General features: G+C 41.7%; 18 protein-coding genes. 4 read left to right on the top strand and 14 right to left on the bottom strand.

All coding sequences use genetic code 11. From position 1 onward, the window contains the following. Positions 1-220: 220 nt before the first annotated feature. From KF820_00345 to KF820_00310, 8 genes are all read right to left on the bottom strand, one after another. On the bottom strand, positions 221-3,193 hold the full coding sequence (locus tag KF820_00345; protein MBX3456797.1) for a hypothetical protein: 2,973 nt from the start codon (positions 3,191-3,193) through the stop codon (positions 221-223). Positions 3,194-3,540: 347 nt separating this feature from the next. Further along, positions 3,541-4,242 (bottom strand): hypothetical protein, encoded by a 702-nt coding sequence (locus KF820_00340; GenBank protein ID MBX3456796.1) that lies wholly within the window; start codon positions 4,240-4,242, stop codon positions 3,541-3,543. A gap of 110 nt (positions 4,243-4,352) precedes the next feature. Beyond that, complete coding sequence (gene pnp, locus KF820_00335; protein MBX3456795.1) at positions 4,353-6,479, bottom strand: polyribonucleotide nucleotidyltransferase; 2,127 nt, start codon at positions 6,477-6,479, stop codon at positions 4,353-4,355. A gap of 234 nt (positions 6,480-6,713) precedes the next feature. Further along, positions 6,714-6,983 (bottom strand): 30S ribosomal protein S15, encoded by a 270-nt coding sequence (gene rpsO / locus KF820_00330; protein ID MBX3456794.1) that lies wholly within the window; start codon positions 6,981-6,983, stop codon positions 6,714-6,716. Positions 6,984-7,000: 17 nt separating this feature from the next. Next, on the bottom strand, positions 7,001-7,867 hold the full coding sequence (gene truB, locus KF820_00325) for a tRNA pseudouridine(55) synthase TruB (GenBank protein MBX3456793.1): 867 nt from the start codon (positions 7,865-7,867) through the stop codon (positions 7,001-7,003). Then, entirely contained in the window at positions 7,867-8,970 is a 1,104-nt protein-coding gene (gene rodA, locus KF820_00320; GenBank protein ID MBX3456792.1) for a rod shape-determining protein RodA, read from the bottom strand. Before rodA ends, truB begins: the two co-directional genes overlap by 1 nt. 67 nt (positions 8,971-9,037) lie before the next feature. After that, positions 9,038-10,312, bottom strand: coding sequence for a tRNA (N(6)-L-threonylcarbamoyladenosine(37)-C(2))-methylthiotransferase MtaB (gene mtaB, locus KF820_00315; protein MBX3456791.1), 1,275 nt, complete (start codon positions 10,310-10,312; stop codon positions 9,038-9,040). A 48-nt stretch (positions 10,313-10,360) separates the two neighbouring features. Continuing rightward, complete coding sequence (locus KF820_00310; protein ID MBX3456790.1) at positions 10,361-11,188, bottom strand: hypothetical protein; 828 nt, start codon at positions 11,186-11,188, stop codon at positions 10,361-10,363. A gap of 440 nt (positions 11,189-11,628) precedes the next feature. Here KF820_00310 and KF820_00305 point away from each other — a divergent pair, with 440 nt between their 5' ends. The 3 genes from KF820_00305 to fabG are packed head-to-tail and all read left to right on the top strand — an operon-like array spanning position 11,629 to position 14,333. After that, positions 11,629-12,609, top strand: a complete 981-nt coding sequence (locus KF820_00305; protein MBX3456789.1) for a GDP-mannose 4,6-dehydratase — start codon at positions 11,629-11,631, stop codon at positions 12,607-12,609. A gap of 12 nt (positions 12,610-12,621) precedes the next feature. Then, positions 12,622-13,581 (top strand): ACP S-malonyltransferase, encoded by a 960-nt coding sequence (gene fabD / locus KF820_00300; protein ID MBX3456788.1) that lies wholly within the window; start codon positions 12,622-12,624, stop codon positions 13,579-13,581. 14 nt (positions 13,582-13,595) lie between these two features. After that, the gene (fabG, locus tag KF820_00295; protein MBX3456787.1) at positions 13,596-14,333 is read left to right on the top strand and encodes a 3-oxoacyl-[acyl-carrier-protein] reductase; all 738 of its coding nucleotides are present in this window, start codon (positions 13,596-13,598) and stop codon (positions 14,331-14,333) included. Positions 14,334-14,361: 28 nt separating this feature from the next. Here the strand turns inward: fabG and KF820_00290 are convergent, their stop codons facing one another. From KF820_00290 to KF820_00280, 3 genes are read right to left on the bottom strand one after another with little or no spacing between them, the layout of a single operon-like run. Further along, the gene (locus KF820_00290) at positions 14,362-14,658 is read right to left on the bottom strand and encodes a flagellar hook-basal body complex protein FliE (GenBank protein MBX3456786.1); all 297 of its coding nucleotides are present in this window, start codon (positions 14,656-14,658) and stop codon (positions 14,362-14,364) included. Positions 14,659-14,669: 11 nt separating this feature from the next. After that, positions 14,670-15,089: a flagellar basal body rod protein FlgC gene (gene flgC, locus KF820_00285; GenBank protein ID MBX3456785.1), complete on the bottom strand. Its 420-nt coding sequence runs from the start codon at positions 15,087-15,089 to the stop codon at positions 14,670-14,672. A gap of 3 nt (positions 15,090-15,092) precedes the next feature. Beyond that, positions 15,093-15,425, bottom strand: coding sequence for a hypothetical protein (locus tag KF820_00280; protein ID MBX3456784.1), 333 nt, complete (start codon positions 15,423-15,425; stop codon positions 15,093-15,095). A gap of 100 nt (positions 15,426-15,525) precedes the next feature. Here KF820_00280 and csrA point away from each other — a divergent pair, with 100 nt between their 5' ends. After that, positions 15,526-15,795: a carbon storage regulator CsrA gene (csrA, locus tag KF820_00275; protein ID MBX3456783.1), complete on the top strand. Its 270-nt coding sequence runs from the start codon at positions 15,526-15,528 to the stop codon at positions 15,793-15,795. 116 nt (positions 15,796-15,911) lie between these two features. On the opposite strand, the gene KF820_00270 is transcribed toward csrA, so the two are convergent. The 3 genes from KF820_00270 to murJ form a co-directional block, all read right to left on the bottom strand. After that, entirely contained in the window at positions 15,912-16,496 is a 585-nt protein-coding gene (locus tag KF820_00270) for a hypothetical protein (protein MBX3456782.1), read from the bottom strand. Positions 16,497-16,541: 45 nt separating this feature from the next. After that, positions 16,542-17,798, bottom strand: a complete 1,257-nt coding sequence (locus KF820_00265) for an MFS transporter (GenBank protein ID MBX3456781.1) — start codon at positions 17,796-17,798, stop codon at positions 16,542-16,544. Positions 17,799-18,158: 360 nt separating this feature from the next. Beyond that, positions 18,159-19,688, bottom strand: a complete 1,530-nt coding sequence (murJ, locus tag KF820_00260) for a murein biosynthesis integral membrane protein MurJ (GenBank protein MBX3456780.1) — start codon at positions 19,686-19,688, stop codon at positions 18,159-18,161. Position 19,689: the final 1 nt, after the last annotated feature.

The raw sequence follows: 19,689 nt of genomic DNA, 5'->3' as shown, positions 1-19,689 counted from the left end.
CCGCATCTTTAAAGTGAGTTCGATATAAGAAACACCAGACACGCCCGTCATCCTCGATCAAGAAATTCTTAGCGTTTTCAGGGGAAAACTTAGAATTTCTAGTCGAGGATGACGGATTCTATACTCATCTTAGTTGAAGATGCGCAGGGAGAATTCCGTACCTTTAGCTAAGTTGAGAGTATAGACAAATAAAAGTCTTCATTTAAGAAGGGAATCACAATTATTCAAAACCAACAATCTGAAATATACCAAAAGTATTATGTCCATATCTTTGTTTAAAGCTAGCCAGAGCATAGAAATCATCCCGATTTTTAAGGCCAAATATCTTTATCCCATGTATAGGACCCTTGATTGTTAAGAAGTTCAGATCCTTATTCATCGTTGATCTAGTCATAAAGATATCCACATTTTTCTTTAGCAGATAAATAGATGTGTCCTCGTAGCTTGATCCTATCTTTAAAATCTTTAGCTTTGGCAATCCCGAAATATCTGGGAATAGCACATTATCATTCCGATTAATCGTGAGATTTTCAAGCGTCTTCATCTGTAAAATAGCCTGTGGTACCTCGTATATTGGGGGATAAATACTATTAACACTAGTATAATACTGTTCTTGAACATTAGGTAATTGGATTGATTGGTCGATTGTTAATGATTTAAGAGGTAACTGTGCTATGATAGCCCATACGTCATCTTTTATAAGCAAACCATCAGCGCCGCCGAACTGAGCAACGGCAGTATCATTGAATGAAGTACGGTCAAGTTTTAACGCCAAAGAATTCTTAATACCCTTAATCGTAAAATTCCTCATATCATCCCGTAAATATGGGCTTAATTTATTTAGAGCTTCATCCAGATTAACCTGCTGTGCGGGTGCAGGGTCTGCATTAGCTCTTGCCTGTTCAGCTCTTGCTTGCTGTTCAGCTCGTTCTCGAGCTTGCCGTGCCTGTTCTTGAGCACGTCTTGCTTGTTCTTGAGCATACCTCTCTCGCTCAGCCCTTGCTTGATCCTGAGCACGTCTCGCTTGTTCTTGAGCATACCTCTCTCGTTCAGCTCGTTCTCGAGCTTGCCGTGCCTGTTCTTGAGCACGTCTCGCTTGTTCTTGAGCATACCTCTCTCGTTCAGCTCGTTCTCGAGCTTGCCGTGCCTGTTCTTGAGCACGTCTCGCTTGTTCTTGATCATACCTCTCTCGTTCAGATCTTGCTTGCTCTTGAGACGGACCTGACTGTGGAGGCGTTGTCCCAGACATCGTATTTCGGTACTGGGTCATATACGTAGTCACAGACATCAAACTAAATTTCTTGGTGCTCGGGTCAAAGTACAGGACTTGTTCGTTTTCAGGGCTATTCTTAAAACTAGGGTGATTATAGATAATGAATGGTGTCTTCCTATTCCGGAAATATTGTATCTGTTCAGGTTCATTCATAAACTGAGCAACCCAACGCATATCGTTCAAAGTAGATAATGCGTGGATATCTAGAACTTTTAAGTTAGGATTATTGATTTCTCCATTACTGTTCCCCAGACTCCCAAACAAAGAGCATATAAAAGATTGCCAAAGGCTAGAAGTGAATAATTTAACTTTAAAGACCTCAGTTTTTTCAGGAAAAATAATTGAATGAGAATAATAAACACCAGAATTCATATTCCCGTTGAGTTCTAAAACCTGAGCATTTTGGTATCTGGCATTCTTATACTCATCCGTTATCTGAGCAGGTTTTGCTTGCCACAATCCGGAAACGTCCTCAATTACAGTCATCCCTGGATAATTATTTTTGATATCCGGCATGGTATCGGATGCACCTTGTTGTTGAGGCTGAGTTTGTGGTGCCGGGCCAGCCTGAGGTTCTTGGCGCGGTGGTTGTTGCTGCGCCTGAGGTTCCGCCGGAACAGGCCCTAACGCCTCGAGACGCATTGCAATTGCTTCTTTTCTTTGTTTTAACCACTCGAATATGTCATAACGACCATATGTTTTCTCAAGTTCATTAAGTTTTACCGATTTAATATCGTTTAAAAGGGGAGTGAGAGTTTTACGTAATGATTCTCTGTTCTCATTTGTTGTTGGCTTTTTTAGGATTAAATCCATAGAAGGAGACATAACTTGTTTCGCAAGCTTCCGTGCTTTCATGAACATATCAAAGGATGGAGATGCCTTCACATCAACAGTGATGTATTGACGGAACGCTGGCCAGCCAATGGTTTGACCAGCTCTTTCAGCATAACCTCTGTTCCCAAAACCGGGAATATCTACATAATATTGCTTGCGAGCCTCATCCCACTGGACCTCGGGATCATCTCCCGGCATATGATACTCTGGATTTTGCAAAAGATTATGAATATCATAGCTATTCTGGAATGCCGTCGTTCCTCGTAATCTAACAAATAAATTGTTAGGGATTCCTTCCCCCACAGAATTACCGAGTTTTAGAATGACATCTGAACCATCCCTTAATGATTTTTTGTCTTCGACTCGAAGCTCTGGGAATGCATTACCATTTTTCACAAAAAATGTCTTCAAGAAACCTGAGAATGTGTTCAGCCCAAGCTCACCTTCGAACGGATGGATCCGCGAATCGTCTTTCTTGCTACCCGAAGGCAGCGGCAACGGCACATTTTGTCCGGTTAGACGCAATGGTTCCTCCGCCAGAGCCTGTGGTGAAAAGTCCTGATCAGTATTGGGGAAAGACAGAGCCATAAAACCGTCTATATTAGGCAAGGCTTGTAAGCGTTCATTTTCATCAGATACGCTATCAGTAAACGGATTTTGGAAGTTTATATGATACAACTGCACCCATTCTCTACCTTCTGCCGTGTACCCGTTATGCTCTTGACCAGGATTCAAACGGACTAAACCAGTTATTGGTTGAACTTTGAACTTTTCTTTAACTGTTTGCTGATTGTACATATATAGTGCAGGTACCTTTTGTGACAGATCAATAAGGTTGCCCTGAAGTCCCTCTGAGATAAAGTGGCTTTGAGTAGCAATTTCTTCCCCATTGAGTTTAACAGAATAAAGTCCTGCCAAAACAAATGCCATAAAATCATCATAAGATATGGGCGGCAACTGTGCTTCTTGCTGCGCTTGCTGATGCGAGGCTGATGACGCCCAAGCCGGATCCATTGCATTCAGCGAGGTTATTGCCGTGGATAACAACAAGGTTGTGAACAGGATTGATTTAATGTTGTTCTGCATGAACGAACTTCTCCATCTTGAATAGGTTCTATGACTATAGACCAAATTTGTTAATTTAAGGTAAAAAAACATCAAAAAGTATGGGGGTTCGTCATCTCCGGCTATGATTGATTGGAGATCCAACATTTCTGTATGTTTCCTGGATCCCCGATCAAGAAACTCTTCCGGTTTTCTTTGAAAACCGAGAATTTCTAGCCGGGAATGACGGATTTTAATGAGGTTAAGAACAGGAGAACATTACGTATCAGCAAGTCAATTGGGCTGACTATAGCCGATTCTTTATGCAAAACAGTGTCACTCACGTACTTAGTGTACGCTTCGTCCCTTTTTTTGTAGCCGAATTAAAATTATCTAGCTATATGCCTATTGTCCTGATGCCCTTCGAGTAATAGCTTTACAGGTGATCCGCCTGTATTATGTTGATATTCACATAAATGTGTGAACGGTCGAACGACAGACATTTGTCCTTGAAGGACGGAAAGATTTTTATGGCTACTAAACAAGGATTTTAGGTTTGCACCAATCCCAGCTTTTTGTAACGGTTCTGATTCAAAAGTAAATTTAGCATCCTGATTACGAGTTGATTCCATTACAGATACAACACCTGTCTGTGCGACGTTACTGACATCATCGCTTGTTATTTTTGGGCATACGGCTTGGGCTAGATGATTAATTTGCGCTGTTGATTGAAGGGGAGCAGTCAACCTCAAGATTGGGCTTTTTGTTGCGAGCACTTTTTGCCACTCTGGGGTTAGTCTATAATCACAGGCAACGACGCCATCATTACGTCTCATTTCTTTGCCTTGATATTCCTTTTTACCTTTAAAAATTCCTTGGAGTTTTTTTCTCATACCAATTTGACGAGGGCAAGGCGTTTGGGATATATAACTCATTTGTGATAGAGGCCCCGTTTTGAAGGCTGATCCCTGAGTTGCGCAGGAGGCTGCCGGTAATGTTTTTAGATTTAAGACCGGGCAAGCAGATCCTGCTGCTATTGCTGTGCTATTCCATAATGCGATACTGAATATAAGACCCAATGTTTTTTTCATAACACCCTCTGAATATTTTAATTACGATACAAAGACTTTAGTTCAAATAGGTTAATATTCCATTAAAAAACCCAGATGCAAGATCTGGGTTTTTGTTTTGTAGGCTTGTTTTACGCTTCAGCAGCTACATCTGCTTTTTCTTCTTTTGCGGGAAGAAGAGCTTTCATGCTGAGCTTAACTTTACCGCGGTCGTCAAAACCAACTACCTTGACGTTGACTTCGTCGCCAACTTGGACGATGTCTGTGACTTTGCCGACGCGCTCAGCAGCAAGTTCGCTGATATGAACCAAACCGTCGCGATTGCCCATAAAGTTAACGAATGCACCAAATTCCATGATCTTAACAACTTTACCTGTGTAAACTTCGCCAACAACCGGATCACAAGCGATGTTACGGATCATGGCTTTTGCTGTTTCAATAGATTTACTGTCGAATCCTGCGATATTGACAACACCTTCATCATCGATGTCGATGCGCGCACCGGATACTTCGCAAATTTCACGAATTGTTTTTCCACCTGGGCCAATAATATCGCGGATTTTATCGCGATTGACCGGCATGGAAATCATTTGTGGTGCGTGGTCACTGACAGATTCACGGGATGCGGACAAGGCTTTTGCCATTTCACCAAGGATGTGAACGCGACCTTCACGGGCTTGTTCAAGCGCAACCTTCATGATTTCTGAGGTGATGCTGGTGATTTTAATATCCATTTGCAAGGCTGTGATTCCTTCGGATGTTCCTGCAACTTTAAAGTCCATATCACCTAAGTGGTCTTCGTCACCTAAAATGTCTGTTAGAACTGCAAACTTTTTGCCTTCTTTGACCAAGCCCATAGCAATCCCTGCAACAGGGCGAGCCATTGGAACACCTGCATCCATAAGAGCAAGGGATGTACCACAAACAGTCGCCATAGAAGAGGAACCGTTAGATTCTGTGATTTCAGAAACAGTCCGTAGTGTATATGGGAATTGATCCTTTGCTGGGAGCAATGGGCGAATTGCGCGCCATGCGAGCTTACCGTGACCAATTTCACGACGACCCGGGCCAGACATACGGCCTGTCTCGTTAACGGAATATGGCGGGAAGTTATAGTGAAGCATAAAGCGTTCACGGTATTCACCTTCTAGCGCATCAATCATTTGTTCGTCTTGCGCTGTTCCAAGAGTTGAGACAACTAAGGCTTGTGTTTCACCACGGGTGAACAGGGCACTACCGTGGGTGCGTGGTAACACGCCAACTTGGACGTCGATTGGGCGAACTGTCTTTAGATCGCGTCCGTCAACGCGGCTTCCTTTGTCAAGAATGTCTGTACGAACAACTTCTGATTTCAAGGCTTCGAATGCCATATCAAAGTTAAGTTCTTGACCTTCAGCAATGCCAACCTTATCAACGGCTTTGTCGTAGGCTGCATCAATGGCGGCATAGCGTTCTGCTTTAGTAGTGATGGAGTATGCTTTTTGAAGGTCTTTTTCAACGGCTTTTTTAATTTTCTTGTGTAGATCTTTATAATCATCACCAAGACCGGCTACTTCCCAATCTTTCTTACCGGCTTGTTTCTTGAGCTTAAGAATAGCTTTGATAACAGGTTGGAAAGCTTTGTGGCCAAAGTCGACAGCACCGAGCATAATTTCTTCTGAAAGTTCTTTTGCTTCGGATTCAACCATCAAAACGCCTTCGGTTGTACCGGCAACCATCAAGTCTAGCTTTGATGCTGCGGATTGTTCTAGCGTTGGGTTCAAAACATATTCACCATCAATATAACCAATGGATGCACACGCAACAGGACCCATGAACGGAACACCAGACAAAGCCAAGGCTGCTGAGGCGCCAATCATTGCCGGGATGGTTGGTTCGTTGACCAAGTCGTGGCTTAAAACTGTACAGACAACTTGGACTTCATTAAAGAAACCTTCGGGGAAGAGGGGGCGAATTGGACGATCGATCAAACGAGATGCCAAAACTTCCTTTTCAGACGGCTTGCCTTCACGTTTGTTGTATCCGCCAGGGATGCGGCCAACAGCAAAAGTTTTTTCTTGATAATGAACAGATAACGGGAAAAAGCTTTGTCCCGGAGCAGCTTTCTTAGCAGCAACAACGGTACACAAAACAGATGTATCACCATAGGATGCAAGGACTGATCCTTCGGCTTGACGAGCAACACGACCTGTTTCAAGTGTTAACTTGCGTCCACCAAAATCGAGTTCTTCCTTTGTGATTGAGAAAAAATTAGACATATATAATTCCTAAATGTTGAAGATACGGAAAACGGAGGAAGTAGATTGTCGAAATCTATAGTCGTTTTAGTTAAGTTTGACACAGTTAACTGAAGAGTAAAGCCTAGAAATCTAGATGAGCGACGAATTTAGCTGTATCAAGGTTAAATGGAATGACTATAACTTACTGCGTTCCCCATTTATCTCCATGTTAATAAAAAACCACCCCATCCATCGACGAGGTGGTGTGTCGCCTTAGCGACGTAGACCCAAACGTGCGATCAAATCTTGATAACGCTTTACGTCTTTCTTCTTGATGTAGTCAAGAAGGCGGCGACGTTGACCAACCATGATCAACAAACCGCGACGAGAGTGAAAGTCTTTCTTGTGATCGGACATGTGTCCTGTCAGATTGCGAATGCGTTCTGTCAAAATTGCAACTTGGATGTCAGGGGAACCTGTGTCACCGGCTTTTGTTGCAAAGTCTTTGATGAGCTCTTGCTTGCGTTCTGCTGTAATCGACATCGTACTATTCCTTTTCTTTATAAATTAAAAACTCTTTTTGGATGTAATACCTTGCCATCTCCCTCGCACAAGGCAAGTTCAATGCCATTTTCTAAAACAAGAACTGTTCCAGAAAAACCAAGAAGATCGATTGATCGACCTTGGCGAATATACATCGCTTGTTGCGCGCATACAGAAACCGCCGGGATGTCGTCCAGAACGGCCCTAATGGGCAACACATAATCGTCTACATGATTTATGTAGTCGCTATTCTTTAAAATATCCAATTTTACTGAATCTTTCAACGAAAATCTGCCTACTTTTGTTCTCCGTAGAATGCTCAGGTAGCCAAGACTACCTACAGCACGCGCAATATCTTGACCAAGAGTGCGGACATAGGTACCAGTTCCACATAAAACCCGTAAATACGCTTTGTTATCATAGCTCTTCATAAACTCGAGTTCGTAGATCATCACTTGACGTGATTTCATCTCAATAACTTCACCGCGCCGCGCCAGATCATAAGCCCGTTCACCATTAATCTTTAAGGCGGAGTATTTTGGGGGAATCTGAGTAATTTGTCCCGTGAATTGAGGTAAAACTGATCGAATCTGGTTCGCTGTGGGAATTGTCGTGCAGGTCATTGTTGTTTGCCCCTCAAGATCGCCTGTGTCTCGTTCTTCACCAAACGTAATTTCAAACTCGTACTCTTTGGTGTCGCTCATGACATAGGGCATAACTTTTGTTGCCTCGCCCAATGCTAGTGGCAGAATACCTGAGGCAAAGGGGTCAAGCGTTCCTGCATGCCCCAACTTCTTTTGTTTGAATAAACGTTTAACAATAGAACCCGCTTTGGTTGATGTAATTCCTTCGGGTTTGTCGAGGATGATCCAGCCGTGTGTCATTAAATTCGTCCTGTTCTGGATTCGTTGTAAAGACTAGCAGATAATAGCAATCCTTGCCCCATTAATAGGGTTAATAAAGCTGTGCCCCCATAAGAGACGAGGGGGAGCGGAACACCAACAACGGGCAGCATTCCCATAACCATCGACATATTGATAAAGGCATATAAAAAGAATGTTGAATTGATGCCGATAGCAATGAGACGTGCAAAGTGCATGCGGCTGTCGATGGCCACGCGGAATCCATAGGCTAACAACATGACAAAAAGGCTAACGAGGACAAGTCCGCCAATGAAGCCAAATTCTTCACTGAACATAGTAAAGATAAAGTCTGTTTGTTTTTCAGGTAGGAAACTGAGGTGACTTTGGGACCCTTGCATGAATCCTTGGCCAAACCAACCGCCAGACCCCAAGGCAATCTTAGATTGAGTGACGTGATAGCCTGACTTCATGGGGTCACTTTCAGGATCAAGGAAAATAAGAACTCTCTTGCGCTGATATTCATGCAGCATGCTCCAGAATACAGGGATAGCAGCAAGGACGCCACCACCAACCACAAGAAATTTCCAGATCCTGATACCTGCGGTAAAGAAAATGATAGCTCCAGACATCATGAGAATCATGGCTGTCCCAAGATCGGGTTGTCGCATCACGAGGATTGTCGGGAATAAAATCAATATAATTGGAATAAATAAGTTTTTGATTTTATAGGTATCTTTTAGTGATGATAAGTGAAAATACCGTGCGAGTGCCATGATTAAAGCGATTTTCATAAGTTCAGACGGTTGCAACTGAATGAAGTATAAGTCGATCCAGCGTTGTGCACCCATGCCAACAAACCCCATGAGTTCCACCCCAATTAATAGGAATAAGGATAGAGCATAAAAAGGGTAGGCCACAGACATCCATGTGCGAATATCGGTGCAAGCAATTGCCAGCATGATGAGAAATCCAACAATAAAGCGGATAATTTGTTTATAGGCCCACGGTGAGAAACTGCCGTCTGCTGCTGAATACAACATAGCAAAGCCAATCGATGAAATAATCGTGACAAGGAACAAAGGCCATTTACTAATGGCATTAAGACGGGATAATAAGGCTAGCATTCATTGACTATAACTGAGAATATTGGGGTTGTCGAGGGGGCAATCCCTGAAGAGATACAGGGGAGAATTACACCAATTCACCAACCAAATAATCCTTTGTATAGCCCGTTATTTTTGCTGTTAGGACATCCGCGACGTTTCCTGTACCTTGGACTTGGATTGGGGCAAAGTGATCGGTTTTGCCGGATAGGAGATCGTTATCGTTATTCTCTACTAAGAAATTAACGGTTTTTCCAACCATGGCAGCAAAATGTTTCTCAATCGCGTGTTGGCCTTTTTCTCGGAGTAATGCTGCGCGTTCTTTGATGGTACTTGAGGTAACTTGAGGCATACGAGCAGCTGGTGTTCCGGGGCGGGGTGAATACGGGAAAACATGCAGGAATGTAAGATCGCAATCCTCAACAATGTTGAGAGTGTTTTGAAACATCTCTTCGGTTTCAGTTGGGAAACCAGCGATCAGATCTACGCCAAAAACACAGTCAGGACGTAATTCCCGAGCTTTTTTGCAGAAACCAATGGCATCATTACGCAAATGGCGACGCTTCATGCGCTTTAGAATCATGTCATCACCAGCCTGAAGGCTCATGTGGAGATGCGGTAAAAGACGCGGTTCTGTTGCAATCAGATTCCATAAATCGTCATCCATTTCGACGGGGTCTAGAGATGATAATCTTAATCTTTTTAAGTCGGGAACGAGATTCAAGAGACGGCGCACCATTTGGCCAAGTGTTGGTTTTCCGGGAAGGTCAGCACCATAAGCTGTGATATCGACACCGGTTAGAGCGATTTCAGGATAACCGTTTTCGATCAGGATTTTGATTTGGTTGACAATCTCGCCAACAGGAACACTGCGTGAATTGCCACGACCATAAGGGATTGTGCAAAAAGTACAACGATGGTCACATCCATTTTGGATTTGGACAAAGGCGCGGGCTTTGCCATCAAATCCTGAAATTAGATGCGCTGCCGTTTCTTTGACGGACATAATATCATTGACCAGAATGCGTTCGTGATTGACGTCTTTGGCATAGCTGGCTGCTTGCATTTTCTCATCGTTTCCGATGACACGAGAAACCTCTGGCATATCAGCATATTTTTCAGGACTAATCTGAACACCACAGCCTGTGACAATAATCTCAGCTTGTGGGTTTTCACGGCGAAGTTTGCGAATGGTTTGACGGGCTTGACGCTCAGCCTCAGAAGTCACAGCACAGGTATTAATAATGATAGCATTATTGAGGCCAGCCTGTATCGCCAAGTCTTTCATGACTTGGGATTCATAGGTGTTTAAACGGCAGCCAAAGGTGACAACCTCGGGGGATTGAATAGTTTCTTTTGTCATTGTTTTCAGTACAGCATTATCATAGCGACTATACAATATATAGTCATCTTATTGCAAATTAAAAGGGATTCCCCCGATATTATTCCTGCGAAATCGGGCAAAGTATAGCTGAAACGTGTCGGTTGTTGGCGATTCTGCTAGCCTAGTCTTTATTGTCTCAAGGTCTGTATTTTCTTGCGTTAATTTTTGTTGGATTATGAAAATGAATGCGTCTGCTGTTACTTCATACCACCAAAATAGACTGGGGGTTGCAGGGGTTGTTGGTGCGTAGAGTCGAGATGAATATTCGGGTTTTGTTATATAATAATCACTAACACTAATTTTGGGTTTGAATGAAAGGCCTGCTAGCCAAATCTTTTGAGTTAAACCTACGACAATAGCAGCATACCCAATTTTTCCGTCAAAATCTTCTGTGCCGGGTGCAGGGAAAATAGGGGCTACAATGTACCCTGAATCTAGGAGTTTTTTACAAAAATCAAGAGTTTCATTATAAGAACTCTCATAAGATAGATTTGCAGCGCAACATAACTCGCCTATAAATTCATAAAACTTCATCAGTGTATAAGGTGTAATCTTATATTTATCGTACACCTGAATAATTTTTTTTGTTAAAGAATCAGCATCGGCCAGAGGGTAGTAACGAGCAATCTGTTCTTTCGCACCAGCTGTTATTTTTGCGGCTTCATCGGTGAGTTCCGGGACTATAACTGTTGTATCTGGATATTTTTCTCTTAATTCTGACCAAAAACTCAGAGTGCCTAAACCAATTTTAGCAACCTCTGGTATTTCAGTAGAATCATGTACCATTTGAGTTAAGTCATGTGCATAAGAAAGAATGTTGCAAGAAAATATTGCAATAATTACATGTAGTTTCATTAAAATACCTCCAGAAATATTAATTATACTAAATTAAATTTTACCGTTATTAAATAAAAAAAGCCCTCTTTTCTGAGGGCTTTGAGTTAGGTGATGGTTAAAGGAGGAGGAATTATAATATTTCCATCACCATTTTATTTTTAGAGGGGAAGTGACTCTCAAGGAGGAGGGATTATGACGAGCCACTTCCAGACTGCAGATTCGGGGAGGGTTTCGGAGGGTTATGATCTCGAATCCGCAGTATTTTATTCTAAGAAAGTTTTTCTGTCTTTCTTAGTACAAATGTGATATAGGTGCTAAAAAATACTATGCAATACTTTTTTTTTATTTTTTCTATTTTTTGCTTAGTCTTTCACGGATGTCGGTAAACTAAACAAGTTGTTGTATTTAGGCAAATGTGGTAAAACTTTTTTATATTTAATCGAATTAAGAAAAATTAGATGTCTAATTCTCCTATCTTTTTGACTGGCTGTGCTGGTTTTATTGGGATGACAACGGCTGTTCGCCTTCTCGAAGAAGGTGAGACAGTTGTTGGTGTTGATAATGTTAATGATTATTACTCAGTTCAACTTAAAAGAGATCGCCTAAAACGTCTTGCAGCCTACCCAAATTTTCATTTTCACGAAATTGATATTAGTGATCGCGAGGCAATGTCAAGGGTATGGGCGCAGTATGAGCCAAAGCGTGCCATTAACTTAGCAGCTCAGGCAGGGGTTCGTTATTCCATTGAGAATCCGTTTGCTTATGTTGCAAGCAATATCACAGGATTCTTAGTTGTTTTAGAGTTGTGTCGTCATCAAAAGGGATTTGAAAACCTTGTATATGCGAGTACGTCTTCAATCTATGGTTCAAACACCAATATGCCGTTTACAGAAGACCAGATGACAGCGACACCGATTTCTTTGTATGCTGCGACGAAGAGTGGGAATGAATTGATGGCTCAGTCCTATAATTACTTGTATGGAATGCCGGCAACAGGGTTACGTTTCTTTACTGTCTATGGCCCTTGGGGGCGCCCTGATATGGCAGCATTCAAGTTTACTAAAGCAATTTTGGCGGGTGAGCCTCTTGATTTATATAATGGCGGAAAGATGAAACGCGACTTTACCTATGTGGATGATATTGTGTCTGGTGTTGTAGCCGCTGTGCGACGTAATCCGACGAATACCCATGGTGAGCGTCATCCAATTTATAACCTTGGGAATAATCGTTGCGAAGATTTACCACGGGTCATTGACTTAATTGAACAAACGATCGGTAAGAAAGCGATTATTAATTCAATGCCAATGCAGTTAGGGGACGTAAAAGAAACCTATGCTAATATCGATAAAGCTAAGGCAGATCTTGGCTATTTACCAAAAACAACAATTGACGATGGAGTACCAGATTTTGTTAGATGGTATCTTGAGTATCATAAATAAAAAGGAAGTCAAATGAAGATTGCTTTTACTTTTCCTGGCCAAGGATCACAGGTCGTTGGTATGGGGCGTGATTTCTATGATAATTTTTCTGTATCTAAACAGGTTTTTGAAGAGGTTGACAGCACACTGAATCAGAAATTGAGCCAGATTATTTTTGACGGTTCACAAGCAGATTTGACGTTGACTGAAAATACACAGCCTGCTCTGATGGCTGTGAGTATGGCAATCATACGGGCGATGGAATCAGAACTTGGTGTTAAGGCGTCCAGCCTAACAGCCTTCATGGCTGGGCATTCTTTGGGTGAGTACACAGCAAACTGCGCTGCTGGTACGTTTAATTTGGCTGATACAACAAGACTGTTACGTATTCGAGGAGCAGCAATGCAAAAGGCTGTGCCAGTCGGGCAGGGGGCGATGGCAGCAATTCTGAATATGCCAATTGAGGCTGTTGAAATCTTGGCACAAGATGCCGCACAAGGCCAAGTTTGTGTTGTTGCTAATGACAACTCTGATGGACAGGTTGTCATCAGTGGTCACAAAGATGCGATTGATCGTGCTATTCCGTTAGCTTTGGAAAGAGGGGCAAAACGTGCTCTTCCACTTCCTGTGAGTGCACCATTTCACAGCCCGTTGATGGATCCTGCTGCTGAAGCAATGACTGAATCTTTGGATTTAGTACAATCAAGTGCGCCTGGCTGTCCGATTTTGACAAATGTGACTGCAAGTCTTGTTAGTGATGACGAGATTTTAAAAAGACTTTTGGTTGAACAAGTGACAGGCCGTGTTCGTTGGCGGGAATCTATGATTTCTCTACCACTTCATGGTATTACTCATAGTATTGAAGTGGGTGCGGGTAAAGTTCTTACTGGATTGGTGAAAAAATCAGCCCCTGACGTTCAAGCACTTTCAATTAACTCTGTTGGGGATTTAACCCCGTTTATTGATGATTTAGGGCGTAAGCTCGTTGCGTAAATAAGGATATAAGAATGTTTCAACTTAATGATCAAGTCGCTTTGGTAACAGGAGCAACAGGTGGTTTGGGCCGTGAAATTGCGATTAAACTCCATCAACAAGGTGCCATTGTGGCGATTTCTGGTACTCGTGAAGCTGTTTTGAATGAGCTAGCGACTGAACTCGGTGATCGTGTTCACGTTTTTCCATGCAATTTGTCTGATGCTGAAAGTGTAGAGGCTTTGGTTCCGGCTGTTGAGGCAAAACTTGGAAAGCTCGATATTCTTGTGAATAACGCCGGTGTCACACGCGATACGCTGATCATGCGCATGAAAGATGAAGATTGGGATACCGTGTTGGAAGTTAACTTGACAGCTGCTTTTAGATTGACTCGTGCAGCGACAAAGGGAATGATGAAGCGTCGTCATGGTCGAATCATTAATATTTCATCCGTTGTTGGCTTTACAGGCAACCCTGGTCAAGCTAATTATTGTGCGTCGAAAGCCGGCTTGGTGGGTATGACAAAATCTTTGGCTATTGAACTTGCAAGCCGTGGTATTACTGTTAATTGTATTGCTCCTGGTTTTATTGAGTCAGCAATGACAGACGAGCTTCCTGAAGCAACTAAGGCAAAAATTCTGTCCGGTATTCCAACTGGTAAAATGGGGACGTCTATAGATATTGCAAATGCAGCAGTCTACTTGGCATCTGCCGAGTCATCTTATATGACAGGCCAAACGCTCCATGTCAACGGTGGTATGGCGATGGTCTAAGAGAAAGAGCCTTTAAAAGGCTCTTTTTTTATATCGGCATTTTTTGAAGTTCTTGGATAGCCCCAATAACTTTATCGCGAAGGGCTGTAATTGTTGTAATGGCAACATCTAGTTGGGCTGTATCTGTGGTTAATTTTGTTAAGTCCACATTATCCACCACATGTTGTTTGGCAAGTCCTTCGTTTGTTCTGACGGATTCTGCTGTGTCTTTGAGGGTGTTGGATAGGATATCTTGAAAACCAACGCCTTTACTTTGGTTTTGTTGGCCGAATCCTGCAATCTTATTGTATTGACTAGCAGCTGAGGTTGCTCCAAGTATGCTCATTTTAATCTTCCTTAGTTACTACGTAATAATCCAATTGTGTCTTCCATCATCTTTAAGCCTTTTTCATAAGCCCTGAGATTCGCTTCATGGTTTAGGCTTGCTTCCCGCATATCTACCATTTCCATTAAAGGAGTAATGTTTGGCATTTTGACAAATCCATTAGCATCTGCGGCTGGATCTTTCGGATCATACACTTCCTTAAAAGGTTTTGGGTCGGTGCCAATTTTTTTGACTTTAACAATAGAAGTCCCTGTTTTTGAGTCTGTTTCGGGTGATAAAACAATCGTTTTCCGTTTGTAAGGATCTCCCCCAGGTGTTGATGGTTTTGTATCAGAGTTTGCAAGGTTTTGGGTGATAACAAGTAATCGTTTATTCTGTGCCACGATAGCGGAAGTTGATGCTCTTAGAGATTCAGAAAGGGTGCTAGCCATTTTTTATTGTCCCATCTTCCCAATAACTGTTTTTAGTAAACCAAAATATTTTTTTAACAAATTGAGGTTCGCTTGGTAGTTCGATGTATTTTCACTGAGCTTTAGCATTTCTTCTTCGCGTGACATTTCATGACCATGACGTGTACTCTGTACAGAAAGGAGTGTTTCATTGTGAAGTGGTGATGTTCTAATTGATTGTTTAAATGGTTTTATATCTAAGCGCTGATAATTAGGTACATCATAGTTTGCTATGTTGCTAGAAATCCGTTGCCCACGCGCAATGTTCCACGTCATTTTTCCGACAAGACTGTTCAGGGTATTGTTTGGTAGTTGCATGAAACTCTCCTTAACTTAATTCCAGAATAAAATAATTATCTTAATATTTATTTAAAATTGTGGTAAATTTAGGGTAAAGATGTAGGACAAGAGGTTCATTATGTTGTTTTTAACTCGAAAAGTTGGGGAATCGATTATTATTAACGATGATATTACCCTAACCGTATCAGAAATCCGTGGTAGTATTGTAAAGCTAAGTTTTGATTATGAAAAATCAAACCGCATACTTCGTAAAGAAATTTACGACAGAATTCAAGATGAGAACCGTCAAGCTGCTGCAAAATCCGATGATGTAAAAGAAATGATCAAATCAAAAGTCGATCAAGATCTGACCGTTGATCAGACTGAGAAGAAAACCGCAGTAAGTTAAAATTATAGCCATTCCAAACTGATAGTAATAAAATAGGCTTCTGTCTCTCCCACAGGAAAAGAAGTGAGAGGATCTGCCATATCGAGTACTTCACTATTCAATTCAGGGGGTATTAATTATAAAGGTGGCTCATTGTCGTGCTGAAACCTCTCCTCAAGCATTTTATGAAGAATTTCTCCGGGTTGATCCTTTCCATGAATTACCGAGTGATGTTCTTTCCAGGGAATTGGGATGATATTCCACCATTCGTTTTGCCCATTAAGTCGTAAAAATGCAATGTGATGTAAATCCCATGCGTCTTCGGGAGTTATTTGGATATCATCCAAGTTATGGTTCAGAGGGATAGGGGCTAGATCATGCATTTTTTCATGAGTATAATAGCACCAATCTGCGGTAATCATAATTTTTCTGCGTTGGAATGCTTGTCTTGCTTTTACTAATTCTTGGGATTGTTTGCGATAGATTTGTCCTCGATCAAAGTGGTGAATAATTGATTTAATTTGTTTTGGTTTGAGGTGCCTTTTACTTGTATCTTCTATTTGGTGTAAATAATCTTTTAGCTGGCGGACTTCAGGTTGTATCAGGCGTGTAAATGCAAAGGATGAAATTATCGGTTCTAAGGCATAGGTGTTATTAAAAAATAATAACAATACAAATGACTGGCGTAATTCTATACATCGATAGTGTTTGACTTGAACCATATAGAGTACCAGAAAATAAATATCTTCTAGTACTATGGTTGCACGTTATGCTGAGATGGGCAACTTCTCTTTGGGCGAAATTTTCTTTGCAAACATTAACAGAGCAATTAAAGAAATGCTGCCTATAACGAGCGAAGCTATAAAGGCATAGCGTTCACCCATGGCTTCGGCGATGAAGCCTGATCCGGCATTTGAAATAAAGACGGAGATAGCGCAAATGAGATAAAAAACGCCAAAACCTGTTCCTCTTAGATCCTTAGGAACGCTGTCTGCAATCAAAGACATAAATATGCTTTGGGTAATTGCCATTTGAGCACCACACATAGCAATTCCTATAAATACTATCCATAGATCCTGAGCGGAACTTAATAAGATATCACCGATAAGCAGGCATAGAAAACCAACAATAAGCATGTTGATGCGACCAATCTTATCTGACATTTTTCCCGCTGGGTATGAAACACTGGAGTATGTGGAGTTATAGACAATTAGAATCAGCGGAATAAATTTGCCTGATAGTTGGAAACTTTCATGGGCATGAAGGACTAAAATGGGTTCACCTAACTGTGCAATCATAAAAATACCAACAACGATCATGAGCATCCAAAAAGGTTTGCCTAATCGGGGGATATCACTCAAGTGCATTGGGTGACGACCTTTTTTCTCTTCGGTTGTTGCTATAGTAACGTGATTTTCGGTTATTTTTGGCTCATTGACTTGTGTTGCCAGAATAATGACCGATAAAAGTGCGGGGATAGATGCCAGCCAAAAGACCATTTGGTAATTTTCCCCATGCCAGAACATTAATCCAAGAGCAACAACAGCGCCGGCAAATGACCCTGCAGTACCGAGGCTAATGCGCAGGCCATAACAGGCGCCACGAATAGATTTAGGGGCTAAATCTCCGACTAGGGCATCGCGAGGAGATGCTTGGATTCCGTTGCCAATTCTATCTAGAAAACGTGCGCTGATGACCGCCTGTAGATTGCCGAAGGCTGCAATCAATGGTCTACTTAAAAACATAAAGAAATAGCCTAAAATGATGATGAATTTACGGCGACGTAAATAATCACTATAAACGCCTGACATCATTTTCATCAAAAAAGAAAGCATCTCAACGATGCCTTCAATAGTACCAATCATGCCAGATCCGGCACCCAGAATGGTCTTCATGTAAATTGCGGAAATACTGCGAACCATTACAGACGAAAGATTTGTAAAAAAGACGGCTAAGCCAATAGCCCAGATATCTTTTGGAATAGGAGGAGTGTCATTATTATTATTGTTGTTAAGAGCGCTCATGGTAGCATTCCTGATGTAGTCATTTGATTTGATTTTCTGATAGTGTCGCGTTGCTTATGTACTAACTGTACACCTTGCCGCTGCTCTTTGTGCCGTGTCAGAAAATGAAGCGGAACGACTATATGTTGTATGGGTGATGAATTTTTGGCGAGATAGTCCTGCTGTGAGAAAAACAAAAAATTAAGATTTTTTTGCAAAAACCTGATCACAACATTACCAAATTTAGAGGAATTAACTTCTGTAGGTTAACAATGTCACTGTTTATTAAGATTGTCAAGAATTCAGTTTTCTCTATATGCGTTCTTTTATATCCTAGCAAAATGACCGGATTAAAAATTGGCTTCTGTATTTATTTTGGGTCTATTTTGCAAGTAAAGATCTTAAACGGTTGAATGAAATCTGATGTGTCACAAGACCTAATATGAAGTAAATACTTGCTCCGCACAAAACTTGAGCTATGACATAAACTAATTGCTGTAAGAATGACGCATTAGCTATAACAAAATTACTATCAATTGCCCGCAAAGCCAGTCCCATCACTACTGCAATCAAAGATATGACTGAGATATTCTTATAAAAGCTGGCGTCAAGGCTAAACCAATTTCTTTTTTTCAAAACGATATAGAGGATGACCGTATTAGCCCAAGCTGATAGCGAGGTTGATAAGGCGAGGCCGACGTGGGCGAAGTGTTCAATAAAAATCAGATTGAGAGCAAGATTCAAAATAATACAACTGACTGCAATTTTCACAGGGGTTTTTGTGTCTTGGCGAGCAAAAAAACCAGTAATTAAAACTTTGTTCAAGACATAAGCTGGAATACCTAGGGCAAAGGCTGCCAAAGCCATTGCTGTTGCTTGGGTATCTGTCTCTGATAAACCGTAGATTAAGTGGATGATGGGGTAGCTTAAGATGGCCAGCCCAACCGCAGATGGTAGCGTTAGTTGAAGGGCGACTTCTGTTGCAAGGCGTTTATTTTTTAACGCTTTTTCATGCTCACCTGATTTGAGTTGTCTTGATAGCATTGGTAAGAGAGCTGTTCCAATGGCGATCCCTAGGATTGATAGAGGGAGTTGGTTTAAGCGATCCGCATAAAAAATATAAGATACTGATTTTTCTGGTAAATAGGATGCGATAATCGTATCAATAAAAATATTGATGTTCATAACGCCGGCTCCAATGGCACCTGGTAACATAAGCCTGAGTAGTTCTTTGACTTCGGGGGTAATGCGAGGGCGCCGAAAGCGGATTCTGAAATCCATACGCCAACATGCGACATAAAGCCAAGATAGCTGGATAATGCCTGCTAAGGCAACGGCTATGGATAATCCTTCCCCAAAGGTAATTCCGGTGTAGGGACAGATTAGGAGGGCAGATATCATCACGATATTTAACAGAATAGGGATGCCGGCTGCTGCTGCAAATCGGTCAAATGAATTTAAAACGCCGGATAAATGAGCAGCCAGTGAAATGAATAAGATGTAAGGAAATGTAATTCTTGTAAAGGTTATAGCCAGTTCCATGCGTTCTGGCGTTGTTGCAAATCCTGGTGCCAAGATATGGATAATAGAGGGGGTGAAGATAACAACTAAAGCCACGAAGATCGTCAAGAAAACCATCATAACAGAAAAAATCTGTTCGGCGAGTTCTTTGGCGCCCTCGCGGCCGTCTGAAACAAGTTTACGTGAAAAGAGAGGAACAAAAGCTGCATTAAAAGCCCCTTCGGCAAAGATTCTACGAAAGAAATTGGGGAATTTAAATGCAACAAAGAACGCATCTGTGACAATGCTGGCGCCTAAAAGGTGAGAGATCATACTTTCTCGAATCAATCCAAAAATACGACTGATGAATGTAAAACCGCTTATTGTTACGATGTTGCGAATAATCCGCATT

The organism is Candidatus Paracaedibacteraceae bacterium, assembly GCA_019636055.1.
Lineage (GTDB): Bacteria > Pseudomonadota > Alphaproteobacteria > Paracaedibacterales > Paracaedibacteraceae > Paracaedibacter.
The sequence above is the reverse complement of the archived record's forward strand: the minus strand, read 5'-3'. Positions and strand labels throughout refer to the sequence as shown.